The sequence below is a fragment of the Parvularcula marina genome (assembly GCF_003399445.1).
Lineage (GTDB): Bacteria > Pseudomonadota > Alphaproteobacteria > Caulobacterales > Parvularculaceae > Parvularcula > Parvularcula marina.
In genome coordinates this window covers 1953235-1975522 of sequence record NZ_QUQO01000001.1, presented here as the reverse complement: position 1 = coordinate 1975522, position 22288 = coordinate 1953235, and the positions used below count along the sequence as shown (strand labels likewise).

Below are 22288 nucleotides of genomic sequence, written 5' to 3'. Positions count from 1 at the left end.
CGTGATAGTTACCCCTATTCGACGGTCAGCTCGAACGGCACTGCAGGTTCGCCATCCTCGCCGAACAGCGTGCAGACCGGGGCATCGCCCCAGCAATAGCGTATCGTCTGTACCTCGGTCGAAGAAGGGATCGTGACGTCCACAGTCTTTTCATCCCGCAGGGTGGCGGTTGCAGGCTCACAGCCCTCGGCACCACAGACAGCGAACGGGCCGGCCATGCCGCCCGCCGCCATCAGCCCGCCGCCGATACGGTCAAAGCTCACTTCAATCGTCCGGCGCCGACGGCGCTCGGCTTTCACCGGCACAGGGCCGCCCGCCTCGATATCCTGTCCGTAGACGGCCTCTCTGATCCAGTCAGCCATGCGCTGGCCCACCACCTGCTTGTTCGGCGGGTGGATATCCCAGCGGTCGCCCGCATCAATCAGCACAACGAGTTCCATATTCGGGTCGGCAAGCGTTGCCTGACGCTGGGCTTCGCGCAAAGTGGACCAGTTCGAGTCCCCGCCGCCCTCACTCAGCCCGCCGAAATTCGGCAGCTGGGCGATAAAGACCGGCAGGTCCGCAACGCCGGACTGCTCGCGCCAGCTTTCGGCGAGCGCGATCAGCTGATCATCATAGATCGCGGCTAGTTCATCCGCGTTGGATTCCCCCTGATACCAGAGGGCGGCCTTATATTTCGTCGGGCCAAGCGGGGCGATCATGCCATTACCGATGGTCGTCAGGCCACTGACCGACTCCCATGGCCCACGCGGCGGCGAGCCGATGCCGTCCGGGCTGAACCAGAATTTGAAATCCGTGACCGGCACTTTCTTGCCCGATGCCATCTCGATGGAGATGACATCCTCCGGACCCGTCATACCGCCCGCGCCCCAGCTGTTATAGACGCCGGAGATGATGACATTCTCGCCTTCGGTCAGTACCCCTTCGGGGATGTCATAGCTGCGCGGATCGCCCCAACCGAAAGTCGTGCCAACGAAGGTGCCGTTGATCCAAGTATAGTCGACATCATCCGCCGGGCCGAGGCGCAAGATTTCCGCCTTCTCCGCCTGTGCATCAGTCAGGGTTGCTGTGCCGCGATACCAGATGAGCCCGGTCTTGCCGGCGAGGTTCTCCGACGCCCAATCGGTATAGCTGCCCAATCCTTCGGGCGCGTCTTTCCACGCAACTTCGTCCGCCCCCGGCGCATAGGGCACGGGGCCCTCCGGCATGGCGCCATTCCACCAGTTTTCGAACTTACCGCCGATCTTCAGCGAGGCTGTATGCGGGCTCTCCCCATATTCCGCGAGCAGGGCGAGGTCGGCCTCATTGCCGCCAAGTTTTTCGAGCTTGGCCTTGGGCAGCCACGCCTCAATCTGGCTGCCGCCCCATGAGGAGTTGATGAGCCCGATGGCGAACCCGGCAGGCAGATGCGGTTTCAGGTCGCGCGCGGTGAAATAGCAGACAGCCGAGAAGTGCCCGGCGGTTTCCGGCGTTGCTTTCTGCCAGCTCGCATCCGCTGACATCTCCATCGTCGGTTCGGGAAGATAAGCTTTCGGCACGGTGAAGTGCCGGATCAGCGGATCATTCGCCGCGCCGACCTCGCGGCCTGCATTGAGCGCGCGGGAGACAGGGAATTCCATATTGGACTGGCCCGAGCAGAGGAGCACATCGCCGACCATGACATCCTCCAGCGTCACCCGGTCGCGGCCCTCGCTGACCGTCAGCTCGTACGGCCCACTGGCCGATTGCGGGCTGAGATCGACGCGGAAGCGGCCATCTTCACCCGCCGTCGCCGTGCCGCTCGCCGCCTCACCCAGCGAGACCGTGACCTCGGCCCCCGGCGTCGCTGTGCCCCAGACGGGGATCGGCTCCCCGCGCTGAACCACCATGGAATCAGAGAAAATCGGCGCCAGCTCCGGCGCGGCTTCTGCCGCAGCAAACAGGCTGCCCAGAATGGCGGCACTCGCAAGCAAGGTCTGTTTCATCGCTTTTCCCTCCCATGGGTGTTTTGTGTTTGCGCATTGGTAGCGCTATCAGCGGGAAAATTCCAATGCCGCGGCTCAGTCCCTTGCCGCGCCCCGCGCCCCGCGCCAGAAGGCGGGCTCCGCATGAACTGAACGACGAAAAGAGAAGAATTTCCAGCATGGCCAAATACGCCTTCAGAGCCGCCGAAGAGAAATGGCAGAAAGCATGGGAGGAGGCCGACGCCTTCCGCGCCGAGCTATCCGGCGACCGGCCGAAATACTACGTGCTCGAAATGTTTCCCTATCCGTCGGGGAAGATCCATATCGGCCATGTCCGCAACTATGCCATGGGCGATGTGATCGCGCGGTTCAAACGCGCGCGCGGCCATGATGTTCTGCACCCGATGGGTTTTGATGCCTTCGGTATGCCGGCCGAGAATGCCGCGATGCAGACCGGCAAGCATCCGGGCGAATGGACCTATTCGAACATGGATGTGATGCGGGACCAGCTCAAACGCATCGGGTTCTCGTTCGACTGGAGCCGTGATCTCGCCACCTGCGATGTCGATTATTATGGCCAGCAGCAGCGGCTGTTCCTTGAGTTCCTCGAAAAGGGCTTCATCGACCGGCAGGAAGCGCAAGTGAACTGGGACCCCGTCGACATGACGGTGCTCGCCAATGAGCAGGTGATCGACGGCAAGGGCTGGCGCTCCGGCGCGCCCGTGGAACGCCGTACACTGAATCAGTGGTTCTTCAAGATCGTGGAGCGCGCGGATGATCTTCTCGCAGCGCTTGATGATGGCCGTCTTGATGGCTGGCCCGCCCACGTCAAGGAGATGCAGCGCAACTGGATCGGCAAATCCAAGGGCCTACAGATGAGCTTTCCGCTCAATGGCGAGGGCCTGCCGATTTCGGGGCTGGAGATCTACACGACCCGGCCGGACACGCTTTACGGCGCAAGCTTCCTGGGCGTCTCCCCGGATCATCCGCTGGCGAAGCATTTTGCGAAGTCGGATCCTGACCTCGAGAAATTCATTCAGGAATGCCAGGCCGCCGGCACCTCCGAAGAAGCCATCGAGAAGGCCGAGAAGAAAGGCTATCGCCTGCCCGTCACCGGCAAGCATCCTTTCGATGATCGCGAACTGCCGGTCTTTGTCGCGAATTTCATTCTCTCGACTTACGGCACGGGCGCGATCTTTGCCTGCCCGGCACATGACCAGCGCGACCTCGATTTTGCGCGGAAGTATGATCTGAGCGTCATTCCGGTCGTCCTGCCAACGGGTACGGATGAAGAGGGTTATGATGTCGCGGATGAGGCCTATGTCGGCCCCGGCACGATGATCAATTCAGGCTTCATGGACGGCATGAAGGCCGAAGAGGCCCTGCCCGCCGCCATCGCCAAAATCGAGGAAATGGGCTGGGGCCAGGGGACCACGAATTATCGCCTGCGGAACTGGGGGATTTCCCGCCAGCGTTACTGGGGCTGTCCGATCCCGGTCATTCACTGCGAGAAATGCGATATCGTCCCTGTCCCTGTGGATCAGTTGCCGGTTGAGCTGCCGAAAGTGCCTGCCGAAGCCTTCAAGGAGCCGGGCAATCCTCTTGATAAGGATTATGCCAAGGACTGGCGCGAGACGACCTGTCCCAAATGCGGCGGCGCGGCGCGGCGCGAGACCGACACAATGGACACATTTGTGGACTCCTCGTGGTATTTCGCACGGTTTGCCAGCCAGCCCGGCGACAAGCCGGTCGATGCGAAAGAGGCGAGCCGCTGGCTGCCCGTCGATCAGTATATTGGCGGCATCGAGCACGCGATCCTGCACCTTCTTTATGCGCGCTATTTTGCACGAAACATGAAGGATTGTGGTTATCTCGATACAGATGAGCCCTTCGCCCGCCTCTTCACGCAGGGCATGGTGACACATGCGACGTATAAGGACGCAGAGGGCAATTGGCGGACACCCGAAGAAGTCGAAGTCAAGGGCAGCAAGGCATTCCTGATCGATGGCGGCAGCGAGATCGCAATTGGCCCCATCGAGAAAATGTCCAAGTCCAAGAAGAACGTCGTCTCACCAGAAGAGATGGCTGACACCTATGGCGCGGATGCGATCCGGTTCTTTGTCCTCTCTGACTCCCCGCCTGAGCGCGATGTCGAATGGACGACCGCCGGCGCGGAAGGCGCCTGGCGCTTTGCCAACCGGGTCTATGATCTCGTCGCTGGCTTCCCCGGCGCAGCAAAAGGCGCCCCGGCAATCTGCCCTGCGGATCTGCCCGGTGATCTGGTAGAACGCCGCCGCGCGGTGCATGGCGCGATTGCGAGCATCACGGAAGATATCGAGGAGTTCCGCTTTAACAAGGCGATTGCCCGGCTCTATGAACTGCTTGGGCACCTCAAGGGCCTCAGCGTGTCGGATGACGCCAATAAATTCGTGACCGCCGAAGCGCTGTCGGCGCTGACCCGTATGGTCGCCCCCTTCATGCCGCACCTTGCCGAGGAATGCTGGGAGACACTCGGCGGTGACGGCCTCTGCTGTCATGCCGACTGGCCGAGAGCCGAGGAAAGCCTGCTCGCGACCGACACCCAGACCCTGATGGTGCAGGTGCAGGGCAAGAAACGCGGTGAGCTGACCATCGCAAAAGACGCCCCGAACGCCGACATCGAGGCCGCCGCACTCGCAATGCCTGACGTCCAGCGCTTTACCGAGGGCAAGAATGTGCGCAAAGTGATCGTGGTGCCCGGACGCATCGTCAACATCGTGGTGGGATAATGCTGCGCCCTCTCCTCGCTGCCGCTCTTCTGATTTCTCTGCCCGCCTGCGGTTTCACGCCGCTTTATTCGACGGGCGGCGACAGTGCGGTGGCCGAGGGGCTGCGTTCGGTTGAGATCGCCGGGATCGAAGCCAATCCCGAGATCCAGCGGCTGGTAAACCGAGAGCTGCGCGACCTGTTACCCGAGCCCGCCGGTGGGGCGCCGCGTTACGAGTTGCTTGTCAGTCTTGAAGACCGCCGGGCCGCCACCGTCGTTCGGCGCTCTGCTGCCACGACACGGTTCGATTACACGCTCTTTGGCTCCTATCGACTGCGCGACACGGAGACCGGCAAGATCGTTCACCGCCAGAGCATTTCGGCGATGACGAGCTATGGCGTTGTCTCCAGCCAATATGCCTCGCTCGTAGGCCGCGAAGATGCCGCCCGCCGCGCCGCCGTCGAGATTGCCCGACGCATCGAAACCGACATGGCGCTTTATTTAGCCGGGCGCCCGCCTGAGGCCAATGAGGTTGAGCTGCCGGATATTCTGGACGTGGACGGACGGTTTGACACCGGCACCCCGCCGCAGGGCCAATGACAGCGATCAAGACAGGCGATATTGCCCGTTTCCTGAAAAGCAGGCCGCAGGGCACACATGTCGCACTGTTTCACGGCCCCGATCAGGGCCTGGTCCGCGAACGCGCAGCGCAGCTTTCCAAACATGTGGTCGATGACCCCAATGACCCCTTCAACGCGGTTGAGCTGGGCGAGGCGGATATTACCTCCACCGGGCAACTGGCCGATGAGGCTGCCGCGCTTTCCTTCATGGGCGGGGAGCGGTTGATCCGTGTGCGCGGCAGCGGCGATCATGTAACCAAGGCCGTCAAACATCTCCTCAAGGCGCTGGAAAGCGATGAGCTGACCCCCAATGCGCTGGTCGTGATTGAGGCCGGGGAGCTGAAAAAGACAAGCGCCCTGCGCAAAGCCTGTGAGGCCAGCCGTGCCGCAGCGGCGATTGCCTGTTATGCCGAGGACGGACAGGATCTGCTCGACACGTTGCGATCAGCTCTGAAAGCCGAAGCGCTCGATATCGAGGAAGAGGCGCTGATGGCGCTCGCCAGCCGATTGGGCGAGGATCGCGGCATCACCCGCTCGGAACTGGAAAAGCTCATCCTCTATAAGGGCACGAAAGCCCAGCGCGGTGAGGCCGCAACGGTGAGCACGGAGGATATCCGCGAGGCACTGGCCGAGAGCACGTCCGATGCGACCTTCGAGATCATCGACCTTGCGCTGGGCGGGGAGACGAGCCGGCTGTCCGAAGCGCTCTACCGCGCACGCGGCGCCGGGGTTTCGCCGCTGGCGATCTTACGCATCCTTCAGAACAAGCTTCTCCGCCTGCAGACGGTGCAGGAAGCGGTTGATCGCGGCACCGCCCGCGAGGCGGCCATCAAATCCCTGCGTCCGCCTGTCTTTTTCGGGGAGCAGCGCAGTTTCTCCCGCGCCCTCACCTCCTGGCCGCTGCCGCGCCTCCGGCAGGCAGTCAGGGATGTTTATGTGACGGATCTTGATTCCAAGCGAACCGGCATGCCGCAGGCGGAACTTGTCGAGCGGACGCTGCTGCGCCTCTCCATGATGGCGGGACGCTCACGCAGCTAGTTCCATAGAAAAAGGGCCGGACATTGCCGCCCGGCCCTTCCTCAATTCATGTTCCCGTCAGGGAATTATTTCGGCATGCCGTTTTCGTCGAGTTCGACGATCTCACGGCCCAGCGCTTCGAGCTCATCCCAGATGGCCTCCTTGTCGCCAACCACGACCAGCGCCATGTCACCATCGAGCAGCTCGGCTGCCAGCATGTCGACATTCTCCTTCGTCAGGTTGCGGAGGATGTCCTGCTGCTCATCAACAAAATCATCCGGCAGATCATAGGTCAGGATCTGCGAGAGGAAGCCGAGCTTCTGGAACGGCGTTTCATAATCGCGGGCTTCGGACTGGCCGATCGCCTGCTTGGTGAAGGCCAGTTCGTCCTCGGAGATGCCATCTTCCTGATAGCTGCCGATCTCGCTGAAGAATTCAACGATGGACGCGGCCGTTGCATCCTTACGGACACCTGCCTGCGCCCGATACTCCCCATACTGATCGGAGCCGGAGAAGAATGAGCGAGCCCCGTAGGTATAGCCCTTGTCTTCACGCAGGTTGAGGTTGATCCGGCTGTTGAACGCGCCGCCAAGGGCGTAGTTCATCAGCGTTGCTTTATAGTATGTGCCCGTCGCATCGAATGGCAGGGCGCGCTTACCAATCCGGATCTCGGATTGGGCCGCACCCGGCTTGTCGATGAGATAGAGCTTGCTCGCATCGATGGCTGGGAAGGGCGCGAGCTCCTTCTGCGGCATTGCATCCCCGCTCCACGGCGAGAAGGCCGCAAGGCTGGCCATCATCTTCTTCTCAGGCAAGTCGCTGACCGCAATGATGCTACCTGCACCAGACTTATAATAGGTGTCATAGAACGCTTTGACATCATCGAGCGTGATGGTCTCGACCGTGTCGACACGGCCCGCATCGCGCCACGCAAAGGCATTGTCATTGCCGTACATAAGCTGGGTGAAGACCTGGCTGGCGGTCGCCGACGCTTGCGTCTTCGACTGCTTGATGCCCTCGATCGTCTGGCCTTTCACCCGCTGGAAGTCGTCCTCGTTGAAGGCCGGCTCAAGCAGGCGTTCGCGCGCAATGGCGAGCGTCTCATCGAGATTTTCCGTGAGCGAACGAACAGTGATCGTCGTGTAACGGCTACCGGCGCTGACCGAAACCGACGAGCCGAGCTTCGCCAGACGGTTCGACAGCTCTTCGTTGGTCGACTCTTGCGTTGCTTCATTCAGCATCGCCGCCGTGATTTCGGCGAGGCCGAGTTTCTCAAGCGGTTCATCGCGCTGGCTGACCTCAATGCGGAGCGAAATGGCCGTCGTCGGCGTTTCGTCGTTGATCGCGCCGAGGACTTCAACGCCGTTCGACAGCTCATCGCGCCACAGGGTCGGCAGGGTGACAACCGGGTTCTCACCCGAAGCCGCCGGCTGCATCGACCGGTCAAAGTCATCCGCCGGGATGCGCAGCGCTAGAGCGCTGTCATCATCTGAGGCTTCCGGGATCGTCCGTCCCGGGAAGGTCCAATTGTCAGGCGCCGCGACCATGTCCGGCTGGCCCTTCGGCACAACAGAGAGGATCACCGCGGACTTGTCTTTGATATATTTCTCATAGACCCGCATGACGTCCTCTTTCGTGACGGCGTCATAGCGGTCGATCTCTTTCTGGATGTAGTTCGGCGTGTCAGCGAAGGTGGCGAAGGCCGCCAGCTGGCTGACCTTGCCGCGAACACTTTCAAGACCAAAGATATTGCTCGCGCGGATACCGGCCTTCACACGCTCAAGGTCGTCATCGAGCACACCGCGCTCTTCGAATTCCTTGAGGCTGTCGCGCATGATCTGCTCAAGATCGGTGAGCGACTTGCCGCTGGCCGGGTTCGGCAGGGCAAACATCGTGAACTGACAATGAAGCTCGCTGCAGCCATGGCTGGCGCTGGCCTGCACGGCATAGCCGTCCTTGACCATGTTCTTGTAGAGAAGCGAGGTCCGGCCATCGCCCATGATGGAGTAGAGCACGTCAAGCGGCGCCTCATCCGGGTGATAGACATGTACCGTCGGGAAGGTCATCCATACCAGCGGCAGGGAGACATTGTCCTCATACGAAATATAACGGTCAGCATCGAGCGTGACCTCGGTCGGCACGGGGTCTGCGACTTCCGGGCCAGCCGGGATCGAGCCGAAATATTTGTTGACCCATTCGAGGGTCTGCATCTTGTCGAGGTCGCCACCAATCGTCAGTACCGCGTTGTTGGGTCCGTACCAGCGCAGGAAGAAGCGCTTGAGGTCATCAAGGTCGGCGCGGTTGAGATCTTCGATATAACCAATCGTCAGCCAGCTATAAGGATGGCCTTCCGGGTACATCGCTTCGGCGACTTTTTCGCGGATCAGGCCGTAAGGGCGGTTGTCATAGTTCTGGCCGCGCTCGTTCTTCACGGTCTCGCGCTGGACCTCGAACTTCTCCTGCGTGACGGCGGGGAGAAGGAAGCCCATGCGGTCCGCTTCGAGCCAGATCATTTTCTCAAGCTGGTTTGACGGGACGGTCTCGAAATAGTTGGTGCGGTCGGTGTTGGTCGTGCCGTTCAGCGTGCCGCCCGATTCAGAGACGATCTTGAAGTGCTCTTCGTCGCCGACATTTTCCGACCCCTGGAACATCATGTGCTCGAAGAAGTGCGCAAAGCCCGACTTGCCGATCTCCTCACGGCCAGAGCCGACATGGTAGGTCACATCAACATGGACCAGCGGGTCTGAATCATCTTCGTGCAGGATGACGGTCAGGCCGTTCGGCAGGACATATTTGGAATAGGGGATGACGACTTCATCGCCCTTTTTCGTGACTTTCTCGACGAGCTTGATGCCGCCGGGCAGCGCCATGTCCTCCATCGAGCTGCCGGTCGAGCCGGTCGTTTCACAGGCCGTCAGCGCCAGCGCGGCGGCAAGAGCGGTCGAAATAATGAGAGATCTGCGCATTTTTGGCTCCCCAAGGAACATGCTGCGGGAAAGGCCCGCTGGCTTCTGGATTTGCGGCGGCACCGTGGCCCCACCTTTATTGATAGTCAATGAGGGGCGCTTTACCGCCCGGAGCTGTCTCTGTCGCCCCTTAAAGCCTTGTGATCCCCCGGAATTACGGCGCTAGGCCGCTTTGCAAGTGCCCGCGCCGGTGGCATCCTTTCCTTAACAGGCACCCGCAAGCGGGCTGCCCGGCAGGTCAGTGGAGCCGAGGAAGATGACGGTGCTCATTCGCATTCCGGCCATGGAGGCGGATCGCTTCAGGGGAGGCGATGTCCTTCCCGCGCACCGGCATGAGAATGCCTATGCCGCCATCATTCTGACCGGGCGCTATATCGAAAGCGGGCTTGATGGCCGGTATGATTGCGGCCCCGGCCATATTGTCATTCATCCGACCTATCACGCCCATGCCAATGAATTTGGCGAGGGCGATTGCGAAGTCTGCAACATCCCCCTGCCCGCCGGGCCCGCCGATGAGACAGGCTATGGTGTCTATGCGACCCCGGCGACGGATGAGCTGATCCGGCTGGCCGAAGCCTCAAAGCATGACGCCGCGCTCGCCCTTCTTGAGGAGGCGACCCCGCAGGCCCCGATTGCGCCGCCGCAATGGCTCGATGAGTTCCTCGCGCTCCTTTTCTGCGGCTGGCGGATCGAGGCCGCCGCGACGGCCTGCCGTGTCAGTGTGCCGCATGCCAGCCGGGTCTGCCGGCGCTGGCTCGGCAGCCCGCCCACCGACATCAGGCGGGAGGCCCAGATCAGGCGCGCCATTCAAGAGCTGCGGGACGGCGCCTCCATCGCCGAGACGGCCCAGCTTTGCGGCTTTGCCGATCAGCCGCATCTGACAAGGGCGCTCAAATCCGCCACCGGCCGGACACCGGCCACTTTTCGCGCGGCCTGATCAAATCCGTTCAAGTCGGGAGCCCCGCCAATGAGCTAGGCATCGCTGATCACCGGCAGGGGCCGGACTTCGGAAGGATAGTGCGATGTCATTTCTCGGCTGGAGACGATCAGGGATTGCCCTCGTCCTGACAATCATTCTGGGGGCCTGCGCCACCGTTCCGCCGTCTACGGATAAGGTAGAGCAGACGCAGACCCAATGGGTCGTCAGCACTTCGCCGGGACTTGATGCCCTCCTCCTGATCGGGGTGATCTCGGGTGATGTGCTGCAAGCCCCCTATTACGCCGAGACCATCGGGTTCCTGCGCGAGAAAATGCCGCCTGCGTCCGTGGCAGCGCTCGACCGCATCGACCAGAACCTCCGTGTCGAGAAAAAACGCCTGACCGGCCCGACGCTAGTCAATTTCTTCTCCGCTGGCCCCACCGATACGCTCGACGATGTCCTGCGCTCAGCCAAAGATCCTGAGACCTATCTGAAACCGGGACTGATGGCGGAGGCCGACTGGAGCGAGCGGAACTACGCGGCCGCCCTACAGATCATGCCCGACATCGCTCTCGCGCTTGAAGGGCTGAAGGAAGTCGGTCTTGAGGAGTTCTATGCGAAAGACACGCTGCCGCGCCTCAATGAGGCCATTGCGGCGATTGAGCCTGCTGTCTCCGGTTACGATCTCATTCCGTATCATGAGCTTTATCTTGGGCGGGATCTTGATCCCGAAATCGAGCTGATCGTTGTGCGCTTCGTGCATCCCTACGGTATCAGAATCAAGGGGCAGCGCTTCCTTGCTGTCTATCATCTTGATCCCGACACTCATCTGCACGTCGCAGCGCATGAAATTTTCCATCCGCCCTTTGATCGTCAGGACAAGGAGCTGCTTGAGAAGCTGAAGCCTCTTGAGGAAGACCCGTGGATCATCTCCATCGTTGAGAACCATAACCCGGCCTTTGGCTATAACAGTTTCATGGGACTGATCGATGAGGATTCAACGCAAGCGCTCGACCAGCTGCTGGCGGAGCATTTTGACTTCGCTGCCGAACCCGGTCCGCGATGGAGCAGCCGCGATGACGGCATGCACCTCCTCGCCGCCGCGCTTTATCATGCGATGAAAGAAGACGGCTTTGCCGAAACAGGCGGCGTCTATGCGGACTGGTTCAAATCCGCGCTCGATCGGGGTCTTCTGACCCCGGACGAAGTCCGCCGCCGGGCCGCAGAAGTCGCTGGGCAAGAGGCGGTCCAGAAATGGTATGATATCGCAGAGGAAAAGGCTGCCGCCGCCCGCTGAAACGGGCGTGGCCCCGCGCTTGCCCCTGCTTTTTTATTCTCGTCTAATGTGCGCCGGGTAAGGTGAGGCACGCGGCAGTGAAACGTGCATTTCTGATCATGGCGGTCCTTGGAATTGCAAGGCCGAGATTTAAGCAGAGAGGCGCCGCGCCTTGGCGTGGAAGATTTAAACTGTAGACAACTTCGAACGATTGATAGAGTTCTGATATTCTTGACGCACCTTGTTCCAAGAAAAAGTCCTACCTAGGCCGGAATGCATAGCTAATGGCATAACCCAGTAGCGCACCGATCAAAGTGAAGCTGACATTTATCAGGTAGTCTTGTCTTTCTCGCTCTTCCTGTCTTTTGATTTCTTCATTCCGATAGATTTCAAATTTGTCGTCCAACCGATCCAAGCGCCGCATCAGAGTAATATCGCGAAGCTGAGAGGGGTCGTCGCCTTTGGCAACAAAGTCCGTCATCAGTGCCACTTGCTGATCCAGCCTCTCAAGTTGATCCTGGGCACTCGAAATTGACGCGTTTATTTCGTCTAAAACTTTTAGTTTTGCTTGAATCTCTGAGTCACCCATGAGCTCAGCAGATCTTGTATCCGTCCGTATCACTACGGTGACAACCGCGAGTACAGTTGCCAACAGCAAAATACCTAGGAAGATTGATTCCGTTCGCCCCATTTTCACTCCCCTTATAACCGCAGCAAATCAGGTTGGCTGTTCTTGGTCAACAAGGGTTTTGCTACATCGATGAAGTATGCGCCTGGGGCATCATCCTCACACTAACTGCAAGTCCGAAATTTCAACAACCTTTCTCGCGTTGCCGAGCCATCCTTGATTATTGTTCAAAATGTAGGCTCACTTAGATCGTTTGGCCCTTCCGCAATGGTGATTACATTACTTCGTGTATGCACCATCCGAATGCGCACAAAATGCACTCCGCAAAATGATGTTTGAGCACCTCTCCCACAACTAGCCGAAAACCTTGCCCCTCGCGTCGTCCTCCGCCAAACCCCTCCTCCCATGTGGAAAGCGTCCGTCATCTCTCTATATCCCGATGCCTTTCCCGGCGTGCTCGGCGTCGGGGTGCTGGGCCGTGCGCTTGCCGACGGGCTGTGGAGCCTCGACACGCTGAACCCGCGTGACATTGCAGACGACAAACACCGCACCGTCGATGACACGCCCGCAGGCGGCGGGCCGGGCATGGTGATGCGCGCCGATGTGCTTGCCCGAACCATCGACGCCTTGGGCGATGAGACCCGCCCGCGCCTCCTTCTCTCCCCTCGTGGGCGCCCCTTCACGCAAACCCGCGCCCATGAGCTGGCGCAAGGGCCCGGCGCGGTCTTTGTCTGCGGCCGGTTCGAGGGGGTCGATGAGCGAGTGATCGCCGCCAGAAACCTTGAAGAAGTCTCGATTGGTGACTTCGTCCTCGCCGGCGGCGAAGTTGCCGCCCAGGCCCTGATAGAGGCTTGCGTGCGGCTGATCCCCGGTGTATTGGGCGCGCCTTCTTCAAGGGCAGAGGAATCCTTCGAGCAGGGTTTGCTTGAATATCCTCAATATACCCGGCCAAGAGATTTCGAGGGGGCCTCAATCCCTGAAGTGCTGTTATCCGGTGATCACAAGAAGATCGCGGCATGGCGGCGGGAAGAGGCTCTTAAATTGACGCGCGCGCGACGACCCGACCTGCTTTCCGATGGGAATGGCGGGGTCCAATCCGGCGACAAGGAAAAGGACGGATCGCCGTCATGAATATTATTGAACAGCTCGAGGCGGAACACGCCGCCGAACTCAAACCCGAAGTTCCTGCCTTTGCCGCCGGCGACACGCTGCGCGTGCTGGTGAAAGTCCGTGAAGGTACGCGCGAGCGTCTCCAGGCTTTCGAAGGCGTCTGCATTGGCCGTGGCGGCCGGGGCCTCAATGAGAGCTTCACCGTCCGCAAGATCTCCTTTGGTGAAGGTGTTGAGCGGGTTTTCCCGATCTACTCGCCGCTGGTTGATTCCATCGAAGTCGTCCGCCGCGGTAAAGTCCGCCGCGCCAAGCTTTACTATCTTCGTGGCCGTCGCGGGAAATCTGCCCGGATCGCCGAAAAGGTCGATTATCGCGGCAAGGCTGCGGCGAAAGCTGGCAAGAAAAAGTCCGGCAAAGCCGCCGACAAAGAATAAGCAGAGCCCCAAAGCTCAAGCGAAGGCCCCTTTCCGGGGCCTTTTTGCTGTCTGCGTCTCGCCAACCGCCGTTTTCGCATGATCGGGAGTTTCGCTCGCCCGAGTTTCATGCTGGATGACGGCAAGTTTGATTGTCTGGCCCTCGAAAGGGCCGGTTAGCCCAGTTGAGATTGCATGTCCTCGACCCCTACTTCTGACGCTCCCCAGCCCCCTGCGGCCCGCCCCGACCTCACGGTCGTGATCCCCGTCTTCAACGAAGTCGAAAATATCGGCCCGGTGATCGAAGAAGTGCTGGCCGCCCTCGCTGGCCGATCCGCCGAACTCCTCATCGTCGATGATGGCTCGGATGACGGCACGGGCGCCGTGGTCGAAGGAATGCTGGCGGCCAATCCGCAGCTCCGCTTCGCCCTTCACCCCAATCGGGCGGGCAAAAGCGCGGCCCTGCGCACGGGCGCGTTGCAGGCACGCGGGCGCTGGATGGCGACCATGGATGGTGACGGCCAGGATGATCCCAAAGACATGCTGGCGCTGACTGGCGAGGTTGATCTCTCGACCATCGAGACGGTCGGCATTGTCGGCGGCGTCAGAAAGCAGCGTACGGACGGCAATAACCGCAAATATGCCTCGCGCTTTGCCAATGGCCTGCGCCGCAGCCTCCTCAAGGATGACTGCCCGGACACGGCCTGCGGGCTAAAGCTGCTGCCGGTCGATGTGTTCCTGTCGCTGCCTTTCTTCGATGCGGTGCACAGATATCTGCCCGCGCTCGTTCAGCATTTCGGCTATGAAGCGCGCTATGTGCCGGTCGATAACCGCCCGCGCGTTCACGGCGCCTCAAAATATTCCAATATCGGCCGCGCCTTTGCGGGTCTTTTCGACCTGATGGGTGTCATCTGGCTGATGCGGCGGACACATTATCCGTCAAAAGAGCTTCTTCTTCGCCCCCATGAGGACAAAGCGTGACTGGCGATCTGCGCAAGACACTGAACACACGAGAATGGGGCGCACTGATCGCGATCCTGCTCCTTGCCCTCCTGCCCGGCTTTTTCTCGATTCCCGTGATGGACCGGGACGAGGCGCGTTACTCGCAAGCCTCATCACAGATGATGGAGACGGGCGATTATATCGACATCCGCTTTCAGGAAGATCCGCGCTGGGTGAAGCCGGCGGGCATATACTGGATGCAGGTGGCAACCTCCGCCCCCTTTGGCGGACCGGACGCGCCGATCTGGGCGTTCCGCCTGCCCTCCCTCATCGGTGTACTGATCGGCGGGATCCTCACCGCATGGCTGGGCGCAAGGATCATCGGCGCGCAAGGCGGGATGGCCGCAGGCGTGATGCTCGGCCTGACCCTGATGGCGGCTGTCGAGGCGCGCACAGCGAAGACCGATGCCATGCTGCTGGCCGCAGGCGTGATCGCGCAGGCCGCACTCTTCTTCCTTCTCACTCAGGCGAAGGGATCGCCAAGACCGAAATTCATCGGGGCACCGCTCATCTTCTGGGCAGCAACGGGCGCCGCGCTGATGATCAAGGGGCCGATCGTCACCCTCGTTTCGGTCTCGACGATCGCGGCTTACGGCATCTGGACGCGCGACTGGGGCGTCCTCAAACGCATCCGTCCGCTATTCGGCGTGCTGGTGGCTGCGGCCATCGCTCTGCCATGGCTGATCGCCATCAACATCAAGACCGATGGCGGTTTCTTCATGGAATCGGTCGGGCACGCATTATTGGGCAAGGTCGCCGAAAGCGATGACAGCCATGCAGGGCCCTTCGGCTATCACACGCTCCTCCTGCCGATCACCTTCTGGCCGGGCACTTTGTTTGTCGGGCTCGCTGCGGGCCTTGCCTGGACGAAACGCGAGCACCCGGCCGTCAAATTCCTGATCTGCTGGCTGGTCCCGACATGGCTGATCTTCGAGCTGATCGCGACCAAGCTGCCGCATTACATTTTCCCCGCCATGCCGGCGCTGGCAATCCTTGCCGCATGGGGCATCAAGGATGCCGCCGAGCTCTGGTCGAAGAAATGGCCGCGCCGGATCCATCTGGCCTTCCTCGGGCTTTTCGTGCTGGCCACCGCCATCCTCGCCGCCGTGCCGATGATTGCGGCGGATTATCTTGGCACCACAATGATGAGCGCGCCGAATGTGCTGGCGATCATCTTTGGGCTGATCGCTATCGGTGCCGGGATCATGGCCGCGCGACGCCCGTCAGCACTGCCCCGCCTCGCCGTCCTGATGGCCGCTGGTATCGGCACATACTGGGCTGTCTTTCAGGGTGCCATTCCGGCCCTCAAGCCACTCTGGCCGTCTTACTACGTTGCGCAGGAAGTCGGGAAACTGACCGGCTGTGAAGAGATCATGGCGACGACCGCAGGCTATCGCGAGCCGTCCAATGTCCGTTATCTCGGGACACGGACATATCTTGCCGATACCGGCGCGCAATCGGCAGAGTTCCTGCTGGGCCACTGGGAATGCGGTGTCGCCATCATCGATGTGACCGAGCAGCAGGGCTTTCTGGCCGCAATGTCAGAAGAAGGGGTTGCGCCCTATCCGGTCAATATCGTCAGTGGGCACAATTACGTCAAAGGCGACGATCTCGACCTGACGATCTTTATCCTGGAGGAAGGCCAGCTGAACTGGCCCTCCGCACAGGAATAATCACACCCAGGCGCGGGTGACGGTCGCGCGGCCTATCACCAGCACCAGCGCCCCAGCTACAATTCCCATCGCGATGTAGTTGGCAACCTCAAGCGGCGCAGCGAGCCAGACGGCGCCATGAGCCAGTCCCGCAATCACGAAAACCCACCCGGCAAACCGACGCATGTTTTGCCCTTTTGAGGGGCTGCATTGCGCACAATTGGTTTCCGGCCCCTGTTTGGGCATGATATTCCCGAACCAGGCGAGCATGAAACCAATCATGACACCATAGATTCGTTCATCGGCAGGCTCCTTCAGGCCGAGCTGATCCGCATACGCCATAGCCAGCGCTGAACCGATCATCATAACAGCAAAAATAAGGGAAGTTGTGACCTGTTTCATTTTGCCGTTTCTCCTTTGGCAACGCCCCCGCTAGCCTGCTTTCCCGGCATCGCGATCCCGAATGATCCGGCAAGACCGAGCAAGGCTTCTTCGAGTACGGAGAGCTTGAGATGATAGATGACCTGCTTGCCGTCCTTTTCCGCGTGAACGAGGTCCGCTTCCTTGAGGACCGAGAAATGCGCCGACATGGTCGGTTTGGAGACGACGAAATGGCCCGCCAGCTCGCCGGCCGACATCGGCCCCTGTTTGAGGAGCTCGAGCACTTTGCGCCGGGTCGGGTCGGAGAGGGCCTTGAATACGCTGGTCATGAATTGATAATTAGCTAATTGTCTAATCGTTGTCAAGCCTCGCTTGACGGCAAGACCGGCGGCAGGCCAACAGGGATCTTTATCTGCCGGGCCGCTATCATGACCAAGACGCCACTCTATGACCGTGTGACCCTGATCGGGCTGGGCCTTATCGGCTCCTCGCTTGGCCATGCCATGCGCCGCGCGGGCGTTGCGGGCGAGATCATCGGCGCGGACCGGGACGAGGCTGTCTGCAAGAAAGCCGTCGAGCTGGGCTTCGTTGACCGCGCCGAGACCGATGCCGCAAAAGCCGTCGCGGACGCCGATCTGGTCGTTCTGTGTACCCCGGTCGGCACCTTCGATGCGCTGGCAAAGGAGATTGCCGGCGCGCTGAAACCCGGCGCCACTTTAAGCGATGTCGGCTCGGTCAAGCTCTCCGCCCTCAAGGCGATGGCCGCCCACGCGCCTGAGGGCGTCCACCTGATCCCCGCTCATCCCGTGGCGGGTACGGAGAATTCAGGCCCCGAGGCCGGGTTTGCCGAGCTTTTCGAAGGCCGCTGGACAATCCTGACCCCGCCTGATGGCGCCGATGCGGCGGCCACGGAGAAACTCAAATCCTTCTGGGAAGCGCTGGGGAGTAAAGTCGAAGTGATGGAGGCGGAGCATCATGACCTCGTCCTTGCGATCACCAGCCACATCCCGCACTTGATTGCTTACAACATCGTCGGCACGGCCGCCGATCTTGAAACCGTGACCGAAAGCGAAGTCATCAAATATTCCGCAGGCGGCTTTCGGGACTTCACGCGGATCGCCGCCTCGAACCCGGATATGTGGCGCGACATCTTCCTTGCCAATAAGGATGCGGTGCTCGAGATGCTGGGCCGGTTCTCCGAAGACCTCTCCTCCCTGCAGCGCGCCATCCGCTGGGAGGACGGCGACGCGCTTCACAAGCTCTTTACCCGGACAAGAGAGATCCGCCGTCAGGTGATTGAGGCCGGACAGGACGAGTGAGTTTCCCGTTTGGTGGCGGTCGCCGCCTCCTTTAGAGTGTCCCTTTCAGGGGGAGACACCAGAAACATGAAAGTTATTGGCGCCGGCGTTGGCCGCACGGGAACCTATTCACTCAAACTTGCCCTTAATGTGCTTGGCCTCGGCCCATGCCATCACATGGAAGAAGTGCTGCTCAACATGCCGACGCAGGTGCCGCTGTGGTCTGCTGCCGCTGACGGCAATCCGGACTGGGCGGCGATCTATGACGGGTATCAAAGCGCGGTCGACTGGCCGACAGGAGCGTTCTTCCGTGAACTTTCCGCCGCCTACCCGGAAGCCAAATTCGTCCTCTCCACCCGCAGCCCAGAAAGCTGGACGGAGAGCTACTCCTCTACCATCCACACGCTGATCTGCAGCAAAGATCAGGCCCCGGAGGAAATGCGCGACTGGCTGAATATGGCCGAGCGGGTGATCGCGAAATCCGGATTTGCCCCAGAGAAAAGCAAGCAGGAACTGCACGACGCGTTCATCGCGCATGAGCAAGCGGTGAAGGCCGCCATCCCGGCCGACAGGCTCCTCGTCTTTCAGGCGAAAGAAGGATGGGCGCCGCTTTGCGCCTTTCTCGGCCAGCCAGTTCCGGACACGCCTTTTCCGCGCACGAATGACCGCGCCGAGTTCTGGGACAAGGTGTCGGGCAAAGGCTGACGCCTACGCGACAATTCCGTCACGTGACGGTCACCTTCCCGCCGACTATCATGCCTGCATGAACACGCGCATCCGCACATTAGAGACCATGGCGCCGACCGTGACGGGCAAGGCCCGGCGCGAGGACATGCAGCCTGTCGCGCGGGATGAGGACTTCGCCTTTCACGCCCTTCTCACCCCTAACCGTTCCTTGAGCTGGGAAGGATTCCGGCAGGTCATGGCGGTGGTGATCGCGGTCAATGTCATGAATGCGCTGATCTATTTCACGGCCGGTGCGTGGCCGGTCGCGTTTTTCTGCGGCGTCGACATCTTTATTGTCTGGCTCGCCTTCAAGCTCTCCTACGTTCAGGGGCGGCGGCATGAGCGGATCATGCTGACCGATGACGCGCTCTGGGTCTCTCGCGTCCTGCCCTCCGGTCATGAGACGCGCTGGAAGCTCAACCCTTTCTGGGTACGGGTCGAGATCGACCGGCCGATCGAGCATGAAAGCCAGATGCGCCTCATCGAGAAGGGCAAGACCCTGATCGTCGGCAGCTTCCTCTCTCCCAAAGAACGCGGCGAAGTTGCGGACGCCCTCAGCGCGGCGCTGGCAAAGGCGAAGGTCTGAGCGACATTGCCCAACGCCCCTTTCGCCCTTTAAGGAGCCTCTCCAACCGAGGCAGGCTTTGATGCTCTACTATCTTCTCTTCTGCGCCGTCGTGATCGGCGGCGGCTATGGCGCGCTTCATTACTGGCAGCGCCGCATCCGGACTGATCTGAGCATCGGCGCCAAGGAAGAGTTCGCCCGCATCGGCCGGACCGATGCAGCCCTGCTTGAGGGCCTCAGCGAAGCCGATTTCGAGGTCATTTATACCGAGACGAACATGCCGCGCTTTCCGGCCTATCTGCTCGCGACAGTGGGGACTTTCCTGCTCGGCTCGCCGATCATCCTCGGCCTCTTGGCGGGGCTTGCTTATTACGCCCAGCAATGGGGCTGGGTCCCGCAGCCCAATGACATGGCCGCCGAGCTTTATCTTGGCTCGGGCGATGCCTCGCTCTTGCGTAAGACGACACCGGAAACGCTGTCCTACATCATCGAGGACATGGCCGGGTTCTATTATTTCTTCGGGCTGCTCTTCTTCTGGATCGCCGTCGTCTATGTCCTGATGCGGCGCTATCATAAGAAAGCGCCGGGCGATTTGCGCGAAGAGATCCTGCGGCGGCGTTAGGCGCCGGGCGCCGCCAGCGCGAGGACAGCCTCGCCCTCGACCTGCTCACCGGCCCGCGCCGGGTCATAGACGAACAGCCGGTCGCAATATTTGCACTCGGCATAGCCTTCATACCCGACCGTATAGAAAGTCCGCGGGTGCCCGGACGCGCCGCCCGGCCCTTCGCAGGCGACCCGCGCCTGGTCGACAAAGACGACTTCGAGCGCCTCGGGGCGGAAGGTCACCTTTTGCAGGATCGCGGCAAGATCGGGTTTGGCGATGGTGGGTGCGGCCATGATCGAATTCCAGTTCTCACGTCAGAGGCCACCTGATGAGAGAAAATGCGCGCGCTTTCAAGATCGCTCAGCCCTGATAGGCCTCATCGATCACCCGGATCAGGCTGCCGTCGGGATCGAGCATGTAGAAAAGCCGGATGCCGTGGGGTTCCACGACCGGCTCGCCGAGGCGGGGGATGGCCTTGTCATCCTGCGGCAGACCCGCGGCAGAGAAGGTCTCATATAGGCCATCGAGATCATCCGTGCGGAGACAGGCCGAGAACCAGCTTGAAGCGGGGTCGATATTCATCGGGAAGAATTCAATCTCGTAAGGCCCATTGGCGAGGATCATCCAGCCCTCATCCCGGTAGCCGCGCGCGAAACCCAGCCTGCCGTAGAACTCTTCGGTCCGGTCGAAATCGGCGCTCGGCAGATTGGCGGTGACGCGGGATGCCATGAGAGATCCTCCTGTTGCCTCCCCCTCTGACACATATTCGGGAGGGGGCCTCAACCCCTCCGGCTGCCCTTTGGATTAGCTGAGGTAAAACACTCTTCCGCTCTGCTTGCTTGACCCGCCCCCCATGCGCGCCGACATAGCCCCAATGCCAGATGATGCTCGCCCCGTTTCCACAGCAGATGCCGAAGTCTCCGACGCCGCGATTGTCGCACGCGGGCTGAAGAAGATCTATGCAGGCACCAAGAAGTCCCCGCCCAAAGAAGCCCTCAAAGGGATCGACCTGACCATTCCGCGCGGCTCGATGTTCGGCCTGCTCGGCCCGAATGGCGCGGGCAAATCGACCTTCATCAATATCCTTGCGGGCCTTGTCACCAAGACCGAAGGCGAGGTCTCGATCTGGGGCTTTGACATCGACAAGAACCACCGCTCGGCCCGCGCCTCAATCGGGGTCGTGCCGCAGGAAATCTCGGCGGATGTCTTCTTCACCCCCAAAGAAGGGCTGGAGATTCAGGCCGGGCTTTACGGTGTGCCCAAAGACCAGCGCCGCACGATGGAAATCCTCCGCGCGCTGGGGCTGGAGGACAAGGCCGACGCCTATGTCCGTATGCTGTCGGGCGGGATGAAACGCCGCCTGCTCGTTGCCAAAGCCATGGTGCATTCCCCGCCGATCCTGATCCTCGATGAGCCGACCGCCGGGGTCGATATCGAGCTGCGCAAACAGCTCTGGGAGCAGGTCGTCGAGATGCACCAACGCGGCGTCACGATTATTCTGACAACGCACTACCTCGAAGAGGCGCAGACCCTCTGTGATACGATCGGCATCATCCATCAGGGTGAGGTGAAAACCGTGAAGCCCAAGGATGAGCTGATCGCGAGCCTCGACCGCAAATCCTTGATGGTCGTGCCGGAAGATGAGATCACGGCGTTGCCGCAGATCGGCGATGCCTGCCGCACCGAGCTTCGCGATGGCGCGCTATATATCGACTACACCCCCAGCACGACGCGGGTCGCCGACATCCTCGCCGCGCTCAGCCAGAGCGGGATCAGCGTCAAAGACCTCTCCACCGTCGAGGCCGACCTCGAAGATGTCTTCATGGAGATGACTTACGGCTCGGACAGCTAAGCTCCGCCTTGATTGACGGGCCCCCGGGCATCCCATAGTTTTGTCGCAAGTCGATAAGGGACTGCCCCATGCTGACCAGCCTTCTGATTGCCAGCGCCGCGCTCAGCCAACCGAGCCTTGAGACCTGCCGCGTCATTGATGTGCCCGCCGAGCGGCTCGCCTGTTATGACCGCTTGGCCGGCCGTGAAGAAGCCGCTCCCGAAGCGCTGGCGCTTGAGGCTGCCGCCCCACGCTCGACGCTTGCCGCGCCGAAAAGCGAGGAAGAGCTGAAAGCGGAATTCGAGGCCAAACGCGAGCTGGTCAAAAGCGGTGATGCGCCTGCCATCTATTCGGACATTACAGAGATTGTCGTTGACCGGACCGATCACCTGACGATCATTCTTGATAATGGTCAGGTCTGGCGCCAGCTCTCAAGTGACCGGCCCATCCGCGTCAATTCGAAGAAGCCGCCGAAAACCGTCACGATCACCGAGGCGGCGATGGGCAGCTACCGGCTGAAACTCGATGACAGCCGTCAATCCATTCGTGTGCGGCGCGTCAAGTAAGCTCGTTTTTCCGAACACCTCTCCC

22 protein-coding genes are annotated in these 22288 nt (G+C 60.8%); 15 read left to right on the top strand and 7 right to left on the bottom strand.

The window, feature by feature from the left end; genetic code table 11:
• Positions 1–14: 14 nt before the first annotated feature.
• Positions 15–1964 (bottom strand): sialate O-acetylesterase, encoded by a 1950-nt coding sequence (locus DX908_RS09555; RefSeq protein ID WP_116392115.1) that lies wholly within the window; start codon positions 1962–1964, stop codon positions 15–17.
• A gap of 158 nt (positions 1965–2122) precedes the next feature.
• Here DX908_RS09555 and leuS point away from each other — a divergent pair, with 158 nt between their 5' ends.
• Genes leuS through holA form a run of 3 tightly spaced genes read left to right on the top strand, consistent with a single transcriptional unit; the run spans position 2123 to position 6347 of the window.
• Positions 2123–4711, top strand: coding sequence for a leucine--tRNA ligase (gene leuS / locus DX908_RS09550; RefSeq protein ID WP_116392114.1), 2589 nt, complete (start codon positions 2123–2125; stop codon positions 4709–4711).
• A complete protein-coding gene (lptE, locus tag DX908_RS09545; protein ID WP_116392113.1) occupies positions 4711–5289 on the top strand; it encodes an LPS assembly lipoprotein LptE in 579 nt (192 codons plus the stop codon). The genes leuS and lptE overlap by 1 nt, the downstream gene beginning before the upstream one ends.
• Entirely contained in the window at positions 5286–6347 is a 1062-nt protein-coding gene (gene holA / locus DX908_RS09540; RefSeq protein WP_116392112.1) for a DNA polymerase III subunit delta, read from the top strand. Before lptE ends, holA begins: the two co-directional genes overlap by 4 nt.
• A gap of 65 nt (positions 6348–6412) precedes the next feature.
• Here holA and DX908_RS09535 read toward each other — a convergent pair whose 3' ends face one another.
• Positions 6413–9292, bottom strand: a complete 2880-nt coding sequence (locus tag DX908_RS09535) for a M16 family metallopeptidase (RefSeq protein ID WP_116392111.1) — start codon at positions 9290–9292, stop codon at positions 6413–6415.
• A gap of 256 nt (positions 9293–9548) precedes the next feature.
• On the opposite strand from DX908_RS09535, the gene DX908_RS09530 reads away from it, so the two are divergent.
• Positions 9549–10229: a helix-turn-helix domain-containing protein gene (locus tag DX908_RS09530; protein ID WP_116392110.1), complete on the top strand. Its 681-nt coding sequence runs from the start codon at positions 9549–9551 to the stop codon at positions 10227–10229.
• 85 nt (positions 10230–10314) lie between these two features.
• Positions 10315–11508 carry a hypothetical protein gene (locus tag DX908_RS09525; RefSeq protein WP_116392109.1) on the top strand — a complete coding sequence of 398 codons (1194 nt, stop codon included), beginning with the start codon at positions 10315–10317 and terminating at the stop codon, positions 11506–11508.
• 238 nt (positions 11509–11746) lie between these two features.
• Here DX908_RS09525 and DX908_RS09520 read toward each other — a convergent pair whose 3' ends face one another.
• On the bottom strand, positions 11747–12178 hold the full coding sequence (locus DX908_RS09520) for a hypothetical protein (protein ID WP_116392108.1): 432 nt from the start codon (positions 12176–12178) through the stop codon (positions 11747–11749).
• A gap of 342 nt (positions 12179–12520) precedes the next feature.
• Here DX908_RS09520 and trmD point away from each other — a divergent pair, with 342 nt between their 5' ends.
• The 4 genes from trmD (at position 12521) to DX908_RS09500 (ending at position 16313) form a co-directional block, all read left to right on the top strand.
• The gene (gene trmD, locus DX908_RS09515) at positions 12521–13246 is read left to right on the top strand and encodes a tRNA (guanosine(37)-N1)-methyltransferase TrmD (protein WP_116392107.1); all 726 of its coding nucleotides are present in this window, start codon (positions 12521–12523) and stop codon (positions 13244–13246) included.
• The gene (gene rplS, locus DX908_RS09510) at positions 13243–13659 is read left to right on the top strand and encodes a 50S ribosomal protein L19 (protein WP_116392106.1); all 417 of its coding nucleotides are present in this window, start codon (positions 13243–13245) and stop codon (positions 13657–13659) included. Before trmD ends, rplS begins: the two co-directional genes overlap by 4 nt.
• 174 nt (positions 13660–13833) lie before the next feature.
• Positions 13834–14619, top strand: a complete 786-nt coding sequence (locus DX908_RS09505; protein WP_116392105.1) for a glycosyltransferase family 2 protein — start codon at positions 13834–13836, stop codon at positions 14617–14619.
• The gene (locus DX908_RS09500; RefSeq protein ID WP_116392104.1) at positions 14616–16313 is read left to right on the top strand and encodes an ArnT family glycosyltransferase; all 1698 of its coding nucleotides are present in this window, start codon (positions 14616–14618) and stop codon (positions 16311–16313) included. Before DX908_RS09505 ends, DX908_RS09500 begins: the two co-directional genes overlap by 4 nt.
• Here the strand turns inward: DX908_RS09500 and DX908_RS09495 are convergent, their stop codons facing one another.
• A complete protein-coding gene (locus DX908_RS09495) occupies positions 16314–16694 on the bottom strand; it encodes an SdpI family protein (protein WP_116392103.1) in 381 nt (126 codons plus the stop codon).
• Positions 16691–17002: an autorepressor SdpR family transcription factor gene (locus DX908_RS09490; RefSeq protein WP_116392102.1), complete on the bottom strand. Its 312-nt coding sequence runs from the start codon at positions 17000–17002 to the stop codon at positions 16691–16693. The genes DX908_RS09495 and DX908_RS09490 overlap by 4 nt, the downstream gene beginning before the upstream one ends.
• 99 nt (positions 17003–17101) lie before the next feature.
• Here DX908_RS09490 and DX908_RS09485 point away from each other — a divergent pair, with 99 nt between their 5' ends.
• The 4 genes from DX908_RS09485 to DX908_RS09470 all read left to right on the top strand — a co-directional run bounded on the left by DX908_RS09485 (position 17102) and on the right by DX908_RS09470 (position 19884).
• Entirely contained in the window at positions 17102–17992 is an 891-nt protein-coding gene (locus tag DX908_RS09485) for a prephenate/arogenate dehydrogenase family protein (protein WP_116392101.1), read from the top strand.
• A 66-nt stretch (positions 17993–18058) separates the two neighbouring features.
• The gene (locus DX908_RS09480; RefSeq protein WP_116392100.1) at positions 18059–18676 is read left to right on the top strand and encodes a sulfotransferase family protein; all 618 of its coding nucleotides are present in this window, start codon (positions 18059–18061) and stop codon (positions 18674–18676) included.
• A 58-nt stretch (positions 18677–18734) separates the two neighbouring features.
• Positions 18735–19283, top strand: coding sequence for a DUF2244 domain-containing protein (locus DX908_RS09475; protein ID WP_199564667.1), 549 nt, complete (start codon positions 18735–18737; stop codon positions 19281–19283).
• A 61-nt stretch (positions 19284–19344) separates the two neighbouring features.
• A complete protein-coding gene (locus tag DX908_RS09470; RefSeq protein ID WP_116392099.1) occupies positions 19345–19884 on the top strand; it encodes a hypothetical protein in 540 nt (179 codons plus the stop codon).
• On the opposite strand, the gene DX908_RS09465 is transcribed toward DX908_RS09470, so the two are convergent.
• Entirely contained in the window at positions 19881–20159 is a 279-nt protein-coding gene (locus tag DX908_RS09465) for a zinc-finger domain-containing protein (RefSeq protein WP_116392098.1), read from the bottom strand. The genes DX908_RS09470 and DX908_RS09465 overlap by 4 nt on opposite strands.
• 67 nt (positions 20160–20226) lie before the next feature.
• The gene (locus tag DX908_RS09460; protein WP_116392097.1) at positions 20227–20595 is read right to left on the bottom strand and encodes a bleomycin resistance protein; all 369 of its coding nucleotides are present in this window, start codon (positions 20593–20595) and stop codon (positions 20227–20229) included.
• Positions 20596–20740: 145 nt separating this feature from the next.
• Here DX908_RS09460 and DX908_RS09455 point away from each other — a divergent pair, with 145 nt between their 5' ends.
• Both DX908_RS09455 and DX908_RS09450 read left to right on the top strand, forming a co-directional pair.
• A complete protein-coding gene (locus DX908_RS09455) occupies positions 20741–21718 on the top strand; it encodes an ABC transporter ATP-binding protein (protein ID WP_116392096.1) in 978 nt (325 codons plus the stop codon).
• A 68-nt stretch (positions 21719–21786) separates the two neighbouring features.
• Positions 21787–22263, top strand: a complete 477-nt coding sequence (locus DX908_RS09450; protein WP_116392095.1) for a hypothetical protein — start codon at positions 21787–21789, stop codon at positions 22261–22263.
• Positions 22264–22288 lie beyond the last annotated feature (25 nt).

Coding starts and splice junctions, on each gene's coding strand:
- DX908_RS09450 (WP_116392095.1), top strand. CDS start 21,787: ATGCTGACCAGCCTTCTGATTGCCAGCGCCGCGCTCAGCCAACCGAGC.
- DX908_RS09520 (WP_116392108.1), bottom strand. CDS start 12,178: ATGGGGCGAACGGAATCAATCTTCCTAGGTATTTTGCTGTTGGCAACT.
- holA (WP_116392112.1), top strand. CDS start 5,286: ATGACAGCGATCAAGACAGGCGATATTGCCCGTTTCCTGAAAAGCAGG.
- DX908_RS09460 (WP_116392097.1), bottom strand. CDS start 20,595: ATGGCATCCCGCGTCACCGCCAATCTGCCGAGCGCCGATTTCGACCGG.
- DX908_RS09480 (WP_116392100.1), top strand. CDS start 18,059: ATGAAAGTTATTGGCGCCGGCGTTGGCCGCACGGGAACCTATTCACTC.
- DX908_RS09455 (WP_116392096.1), top strand. CDS start 20,741: ATGCCAGATGATGCTCGCCCCGTTTCCACAGCAGATGCCGAAGTCTCC.
- DX908_RS09495 (WP_116392103.1), bottom strand. CDS start 16,694: ATGAAACAGGTCACAACTTCCCTTATTTTTGCTGTTATGATGATCGGT.
- DX908_RS09490 (WP_116392102.1), bottom strand. CDS start 17,002: ATGACCAGCGTATTCAAGGCCCTCTCCGACCCGACCCGGCGCAAAGTG.
- DX908_RS09470 (WP_116392099.1), top strand. CDS start 19,345: ATGCTCTACTATCTTCTCTTCTGCGCCGTCGTGATCGGCGGCGGCTAT.
- DX908_RS09465 (WP_116392098.1), bottom strand. CDS start 20,159: ATGGCCGCACCCACCATCGCCAAACCCGATCTTGCCGCGATCCTGCAA.
- DX908_RS09555 (WP_116392115.1), bottom strand. CDS start 1,964: ATGAAACAGACCTTGCTTGCGAGTGCCGCCATTCTGGGCAGCCTGTTT.
- DX908_RS09535 (WP_116392111.1), bottom strand. CDS start 9,292: ATGCGCAGATCTCTCATTATTTCGACCGCTCTTGCCGCCGCGCTGGCG.
- DX908_RS09530 (WP_116392110.1), top strand. CDS start 9,549: ATGACGGTGCTCATTCGCATTCCGGCCATGGAGGCGGATCGCTTCAGG.
- rplS (WP_116392106.1), top strand. CDS start 13,243: ATGAATATTATTGAACAGCTCGAGGCGGAACACGCCGCCGAACTCAAA.
- leuS (WP_116392114.1), top strand. CDS start 2,123: ATGGCCAAATACGCCTTCAGAGCCGCCGAAGAGAAATGGCAGAAAGCA.
- lptE (WP_116392113.1), top strand. CDS start 4,711: ATGCTGCGCCCTCTCCTCGCTGCCGCTCTTCTGATTTCTCTGCCCGCC.
- DX908_RS09505 (WP_116392105.1), top strand. CDS start 13,834: ATGTCCTCGACCCCTACTTCTGACGCTCCCCAGCCCCCTGCGGCCCGC.
- DX908_RS09485 (WP_116392101.1), top strand. CDS start 17,102: ATGACCAAGACGCCACTCTATGACCGTGTGACCCTGATCGGGCTGGGC.
- trmD (WP_116392107.1), top strand. CDS start 12,521: ATGTGGAAAGCGTCCGTCATCTCTCTATATCCCGATGCCTTTCCCGGC.
- DX908_RS09475 (WP_199564667.1), top strand. CDS start 18,735: ATGAACACGCGCATCCGCACATTAGAGACCATGGCGCCGACCGTGACG.
- DX908_RS09525 (WP_116392109.1), top strand. CDS start 10,315: ATGTCATTTCTCGGCTGGAGACGATCAGGGATTGCCCTCGTCCTGACA.